Origin of the sequence: Streptomyces sp. NPDC006655 (assembly GCF_040703965.1) — a bacterium.
Taxonomy (GTDB): Bacteria; Actinomycetota; Actinomycetes; order Streptomycetales; family Streptomycetaceae; genus Streptomyces.
In genome coordinates this window covers 1-6,396 of sequence record NZ_JBEYJU010000200.1, presented here as the reverse complement: position 1 = coordinate 6,396, position 6,396 = coordinate 1, and the positions used below count along the sequence as shown (strand labels likewise).

General features: G+C 70.2%; 5 protein-coding genes and 1 pseudogene. 3 read left to right on the top strand and 3 right to left on the bottom strand.

What is annotated here, in order from left to right; translation table 11 throughout:
• Positions 1 to 137: 137 nt before the first annotated feature.
• A pseudogene (locus AB0958_RS44230) lies at positions 138 to 257 on the top strand (IS481 family transposase); the annotation flags it as partial.
• 146 nt (positions 258 to 403) lie between these two features.
• Here AB0958_RS44230 and AB0958_RS44225 read toward each other — a convergent pair.
• The 3 genes from AB0958_RS44225 to AB0958_RS44215 form a co-directional block, all read right to left on the bottom strand.
• A complete protein-coding gene (locus tag AB0958_RS44225) occupies positions 404 to 2,716 on the bottom strand; it encodes an FdhF/YdeP family oxidoreductase (RefSeq protein ID WP_366896141.1) in 2,313 nt (770 codons plus the stop codon).
• A 36-nt stretch (positions 2,717 to 2,752) separates the two neighbouring features.
• A complete protein-coding gene (locus AB0958_RS44220) occupies positions 2,753 to 3,373 on the bottom strand; it encodes an SRPBCC family protein (RefSeq protein WP_366896140.1) in 621 nt (206 codons plus the stop codon).
• A 659-nt stretch (positions 3,374 to 4,032) separates the two neighbouring features.
• On the bottom strand, positions 4,033 to 4,449 hold the full coding sequence (locus tag AB0958_RS44215; RefSeq protein ID WP_366896139.1) for a nuclear transport factor 2 family protein: 417 nt from the start codon (positions 4,447 to 4,449) through the stop codon (positions 4,033 to 4,035).
• Between the two features lie 228 nt (positions 4,450 to 4,677).
• On the opposite strand from AB0958_RS44215, the gene AB0958_RS44210 reads away from it, so the two are divergent.
• Both AB0958_RS44210 and AB0958_RS44205 read left to right on the top strand, forming a co-directional pair.
• Positions 4,678 to 5,262 carry a sigma-70 family RNA polymerase sigma factor gene (locus tag AB0958_RS44210; RefSeq protein WP_366896138.1) on the top strand — a complete coding sequence of 195 codons (585 nt, stop codon included), beginning with the start codon at positions 4,678 to 4,680 and terminating at the stop codon, positions 5,260 to 5,262.
• Entirely contained in the window at positions 5,259 to 6,011 is a 753-nt protein-coding gene (locus tag AB0958_RS44205) for an anti-sigma factor (protein WP_366896137.1), read from the top strand. Before AB0958_RS44210 ends, AB0958_RS44205 begins: the two co-directional genes overlap by 4 nt.
• Positions 6,012 to 6,396 lie beyond the last annotated feature (385 nt).

Below are 6,396 nucleotides of genomic sequence, written 5' to 3'. Positions count from 1 at the left end.
GGGGCGGAGCCACATGACCCGCCACCCCGCACGCCGAGCGTACGTGCCGGGCGTCGCGACGCCGCGCAGATCCATCAGAAGGGCCCTAGGTGTGCCGACTTGGACCGTCCGGCACACCGAAACTCATCGGCGACTGAAACGGCGGCGGCCACGAAGCCATGGGGCGACAGGCTGGTCGGGTCGAGCGAAGCGGCGTCGGCTTCGGCCACGTCCACTCCGCCGTCGACGACCTCGTCCGCCTCGCCGACAGCGAGATCCACCTGGACGTGAAGGCCATCACCTGCGCTGCCTGAATGTGCCGCACCCCGGGGCCCCGCCGCTGTCAGCGGGCTCCACCGGGGTGCGGCGTCGTCGGTTTCGGTCAGACGGGCACCGGCCGGGGTCGGTCGCCCGTGGGTTTCGGTCAGACGGACACCGGACGGGATCGGTCACCCGTGGGTTCGAGGCGGACGACGATGCCCTTCGACGTGGGCTGGTTGCTCACGTCGGCGACGCTGTCGAGCGGCACCAGGACGTTCGTCTCCGGGTAGTAGGCGGCGGCCGAACCCTTGGCCGCCGGGTAGGACACGACCTCGAAGTTCTCGGCCCGGCGCTCGGTGCCGTCCTCCCAGACGCTCACCAGGTCCACGCGGTCGCCCTGGGCGAGGCCGAGTTCGGACAGGTCGGCCGGGTTGACCAGGATCACGTGGCGGCTGCCGTGAATGCCTCGGTAGCGGTCGTTGTTGGTGTACGGGACGGTGTTCCACTGGTCGTGCGAGCGCAAGGTCTGCAGCAGCAGGTGACCCTCGGGGGCCCGCGGGACCACCCGCTCGTTGCAGGTGAACCGGGCCTTGCCGGTCTCGGTCCTGAACACGCCCTCGTTGACCGGGTTGGGTAGCTGGAAGCCTCCCGGACGGGTCACCCTGGCGTTGAAGTCGTGGAAGCCCGGCACGATCCGGGAGATGCTGTCGCGGATGGTGCTGTAGTCGCCCTCGAACTTGGCCCAGGGGATGTCCCCCTCGCCGCCGAGGCTCAGCCGGGCGAGCCGGCACAGGATGGCGACCTCGCTCAGCAGCACGCGCGAGGCCGGTTCGAGTCGTCCCTGGGAGGTGTGCACCTCGCTCATGGAGTTCTCGACGGTGACGAACTGCTCGCCGTCGGCCTGGACATCGCGCTCGGTGCGCCCCAACGTCGGCAGGATCAGGGCGGTGTCGCCGCAGACGGTGTGCGAGCGGTTGAGCTTGGTGGAGATGTGGGCGGTCAGCCGGCACGAACGCATCGCCTTCTCGGTGACCTCGCTGTCGGGCGCCGCGCGCACGAAGTTCCCGGCCAGGGCGAGGAAGACCTTGACGCGGCCCTCCAGCATCGCCTTGATCGAGTTCACCGAGTCCAAGCCGTGCCGACGCGGCGGATCGAAGCCGAACTCCTCCCGGAGGGCGTCCAGGAAGGTGTCCGGCATCTGCTCCCAGATGCCCATGGTGCGGTCGCCCTGGACATTGCTGTGGCCGCGCACCGGGCAGGCTCCCGTGCCGGCACGCCCCAGATTGCCGCGCAGCATCAGGAAGTTGACGATCTCCCGGATGGTGGGCACGCCGTGCTTGTGCTGGGTGATGCCCATCGCCCAGCACACGATGACGCGTTCGCTCCGCACAACCTCGTCGCGTACCTTCTCGATCTCGTCGCGGGTCAGTCCCGTCGCCGCGCACACGTCGTCCCAGTCGACGCTGCGGGCGTGCCGGGCGAACTCCTCGAAACCGGAGGTGTGGGCCTTGATGAAGTCGTGGTCCAGGACGGTGCCGGGACGCGCGTCCTCCGCCTCCAGCAGCAGCAGGTTCAGTGCCTGGAACAGGGCGAGGTCTCCGCCGGGCTTGATGTGCAGGAAGCGGTCGGCGATCTGGGTGCCCCGCCCCACGACCCCACGCGGCTTCTGCGGGTTCTTGAAGCGTCGCAGCCCCGCCTCCGGCAACGGGTTCACCGCCACGATGCGGCCGCCGTTGCGCTTGGCTTCCTCCAGGGCCGAAAGCTGCCGCGGGTGATTGCTGCCCGGGTTCTGCCCCACGAGGAAGATGAGGTCCGCGTGGTGGAGGTCGTCGAGACTCACGGTGCCCTTGCCGACGCCGAGCGTCTCGTTCAGGGCGAAGCCGCTGGACTCGTGGCACATGTTGCTGCAGTCGGGCAGGTTGTTGGTGCCGTAGGCGCGGGCGAAGAGCTGGAAGACGAAGGCGGCCTCGTTGCTGGCCCGGCCGGAGGTGTAGAAGACCGCCTCGTCGGGCGAGTCCAGCCCCCTCAGTTCCTGCGCGAGGACGCCCAGGGCGTCGTTCCAGCCGATGGGCTCGTAGTGGTCGGACCCGGGCCGTTTGATCATCGGCTCGGTGAGCCGGCCCTGCTGGTTGAGCCACATGTCCGAGCGGGCGGCCAGATCGGTCACGCTGTGCTCACGGAAGAAGTCGGCGGTGATCCTGCGCGTCGTGGCCTCGTCGTTGATGTGCTTGGCGCCGTTCTCGCAGTACTCGTTGCGATGGCGCCGGCCTGGAGCGGGGTCCGCCCACGCGCAGCCGGGGCAGTCGATCCCGCCCACCTGGTTCATGGTGAGCAGGTCGACCCCGGTCTTGCGGGGGGAGGTCTGCTCCAGGGAGTACTCCAGCGCGTGCACGACGGCGGGAACCCCGGCCGCCCACTTCTTCGGCGGTGTCACGGAGAGGGAGGTCTCCGGCTCCTCACCGGGCGGGTTCTGCATCGCTTGGCCTTTCTCTTGCCGTGTTCGGTACGCGGGTCAGCCGACGGGCCACTGGGCGACACGGCTCCTGGGCGGTTCCGGGGTGTCGTGCTGAACCCGGCCGTTGCGGATGGTGCCGCGCCAGGCACCGCCCTCCTGACCGAGCCCTTCGATGAAGTGCTTGAAGCTCACCAGTTCTCCGCGTACGACTCGCGCGGTCAGCCCCACGACCCTGGACGAGCGGGTGAGGACCTTCGCGGCCCCCTGCGGTTGGAGGAGCATCCGGACCGTGATCGCGGTGCCCCCGGACTCCGTGGGCGTGAACTCGACCTCGCCCTGGTGGGTGGGGTGCTGTTCCAGGCCCCGCCAGGCCAGGTAGGCGTCGGGGTCCTGTTCCACGATCTCGACCGCGAAACGGTGTCGCAGGGGGCCGTAGCCGATGGTCCACGCGGTGACGGTGGGCCTGATCTGCTCGACGTCGCGCACCACGGTCGAGAAGCGCGGGAACGTCTTGAACTGCGTCCACTGGTTGTAGGCCGTGCGGACCGGCACCGCGACCTCGACCGTCTCCTCGACGTGCCGCTCGCGCAGCGGACGGCGCCGTGTGACGCCGTCGCCGTCGGAGCGCCTGCCGGGATCGTGCGGCACGGCCTGCCCACCGTCGTCTTCGTGCGCCATCGTCATGGTCCTTCTTCCGGTGAGGGGGGCGGGCGTCCGGACACCCGGCCCTCCCCGTGTGGGGCGGGGCATCTCTTCCGGTTCCCCGATCCAGGGTTTCGAGTCACCCGACCGCGTAGGCGTCCCGGGCGGCCCCGAGCGCGAGAAGGGGTCGTGAAGGCGTGGACGGCTCCGTGGCGTTGTGGCACACGACCGGCCCGCAGGCCCCGAAGCAGCGGAGGGTGATCAGCGAGGCACCGGTGGGGTCGCCGGCGTTCAGCCCCGACGGGCGCCTGCTGACGGGCGGTGGCACGTCGGGGGGCAACGTCTGGAAGGTCACGGACCCGGACCGCCCCCAGAGGACCACTGGCGTCCTGCGACTCGGCAAGGACACGATGTCCGGGGTGGCCTTCAGCCCGGACGGGCAGTACGCGGTGGCCTCCTCATGGGGACAGCATGGTGGTGCAGCCGCCGATGAGCTTCGCCTTGCCCGCGCTCGGTGCCGGAACCCTCCTGGTCGACACAGCCCTGGCGCGGCTGAGCCGGACCCTGTCCTCGTGCGCGGCAGACCGACGACGCGGAAGCGCCGGCACCAGTTCTTCCCTGACCTGCCGTACGCGGATCTCTGCCGCTGACCGGCGGCAGAAGATCGTTTCACGGCCAGGGTGGACAGCAGCCCGTCAGCTCTGATCCGTGGTGGGACGCCACGAACTGCCGGTCTCGCATTCGAACGCCGGCCGCACGTCGACGGTGTCGTACACGATGCGCAGCGTGGCGATACGGCCGTCCTCGGCGAGTTCAGCCAGGTCCACCACGTCGAACGGCGCGGCTGCTCCGGACGGCAGGCGCCAGTCGAAGTGGAACCAGAACGAGATCAGTGCGGCCCCCTGCTGGGTCCGGCCCTCCGCCACCCCCAGCAGAGTCAGGGACGCCCGGCTGGTATCGGCGAAGAGCTCGGGATAGAACTCCGTGGCCGGTCGGGGGCCGTACAGCGGAGAGTGCACCACCGCTCCAGGCGCGAACAACTTCAGCACCGCCTCGGCGTCCGCCCGCTCCAGTGCCGACAGGTAGGCCGACACAAGCTCAGCTGCAGTCATGATCACTCACTCAGGATCAGGCCAATTCGGCCACCCATGCTCTCATCCCAGCGCTTGCGCTCCGCCCGTCAACCGGCACAACACCCCAAAAACACAACCACGTCTTGGGACACGGTCCCGAAAGACAGAGCGTCATCGCCGTCAGCGAATTCGTCACCAGCGCAACCAATCCACGTGGCCCGCGGGAACGGATTACGACCGGACATGTCCCCACGGTGGAGGCCCTCGGTGAGAGAAGTAGTACATATCATCAGAAACCCCTCTGTGGGGCCCGACCTGGAGGAACTCGTGGGGCAGGTGGCTCTGGGGAACGAGGACGCTTTCGCCCATCTGTACGACATCGTGGCGGGACCGGTGCTGGGTGTCGTGCGTGCCGTGCTGCGGGATCACGCGCAGTCGGAGGAGGTGGCGCAGGAGGTTCTGGTGGAGGTGTGGCGGACAGCTCCCCGTTATAGGCCCGATCGCGGGACCGCGGTCAACTGGATCCTCACGCTGGCGCACCGCCGGGCGGTGGACCGGGTGCGTTCGGTGGACGCCGCGGTGGCCCGGGACCACAAGGCCGCGCTGCTCGACAAGGTGCCGGAGTACGACGAGGTGGCCGAGCATGTCGAGGCACGCCTGGAGCGGGAACAGGTGCGGCGCTGCCTGCGCACGTTGACCGAACTCCAGCGGCGGTCCGTCACTCTCGCCTATTACCGGGGCCTGACCTACCGCCAGGTCGCCGAGGCGCTGGAGCTCCCGCTGGGGACCGTGAAGACCCGACTGCGCGACGGGCTGATCCGGCTGCGCGACTGCCTGGGGGTGACGGCGTGACGACCATTGACCTGCACCGACTGACAGGTGCGTACGCCCTGCACGCCCTGTCCGACGAGGAGAACGCCTCGTTCGAACGGCATCTCGTGGGCTGCGAGCCCTGCGCGCAGGAGACGGCCGAGCTGAGCGCGACCGCGGCCCGGCTGGCACTGGCCGTCGCCGCGCCCGCCTCCCCGGCCCTGCGGGAGCAGGTGCTGCGCCGGATCACCACCGTCCGCCAGGAGGCGCCTGGCACGCCCGACCGGGTCCTGCCGCTGGGTGCCGGGCTGAAGGGCAGGGTGCTCTCCCGGTGGGCGCTCGCCGCCTGTCTCGCCGCGGCCGCGGCACTCGGCGGGACGACCGTGTGGCAGCACCAGCAGGCTGCGGACGCCCGCGCCGAGGCGCGCCAGGCGGCCCGGAGCGCCGACGAGATCACCGCCGTACTCGCGGCGCCGGACGCCCGGACGCGGGCCACCGAGCTCGCTGGAGGCGCCACCGGCACGGTCGTTGTCTCCCTTGACCGGGACCGGGCCGTGTTCGTCGCCTCGGGTATGGCCCGTCCGCCCGGCGGCAAGGTCTACCAGCTCTGGTTCGACGACGGCGGGACGATGCGGTCGGCCGGGCTGATGGATCCCGGCCGCAGTGACCAGGTCGTCCTGTTGCAAGGCGGCGTCGGCCGGGCTTCGGGCATGGGCGTCACCGTCGAACCCGACGGCGGTTCGAAGCAGCCCACCACCACGCCGCTCGCCCTGATGACCTTTCCCGGCTGAGTGCGGTCCGCCAAGGCGTGTGGACATGTTCTGCGCGACCGGCCCGGCGGGCCGAGCGCTCACCGAGCCGGTGCACGAGCACGGTAAACGCGTCCTCGTCCCTCTCCGCGGCACGGACCGCCGGCAGGGCGTCGTCCGGGTCGGGCCAGGTGTCCGGTGGTGCGTTGCCGGGTGGTGCGCTCGGTGTGCGGGCCGGCGCCCTGGGTGGCTCCTCTCGTCCGGTCTCCCGCAGACCGTCCTTCGCATGGTTGGACACCGCGGCGCGGTCCCCGTCACGCGGTGCTGCGGGTGGCTAGGGCCCTTCTGATGGATCTCCGTGGAAGAAGGAGCGGCGTTCGGTGCGTGCGATCGGCGTGCGGGGTGGCGGGTCATGTGGCGGAGCCAC

What these genes read in the sequence shown, in the direction of transcription:
- AB0958_RS44225 (WP_366896141.1), bottom strand. Translation starts at nt 2,716, where the DNA reads ATGCAGAACCCGCCCGGTGAGGAGCCGGAGACCTCCCTCTCCGTGACA.
- AB0958_RS44220 (WP_366896140.1), bottom strand. Translation starts at nt 3,373, where the DNA reads ATGGCGCACGAAGACGACGGTGGGCAGGCCGTGCCGCACGATCCCGGC.
- AB0958_RS44215 (WP_366896139.1), bottom strand. Translation starts at nt 4,449, where the DNA reads ATGACTGCAGCTGAGCTTGTGTCGGCCTACCTGTCGGCACTGGAGCGG.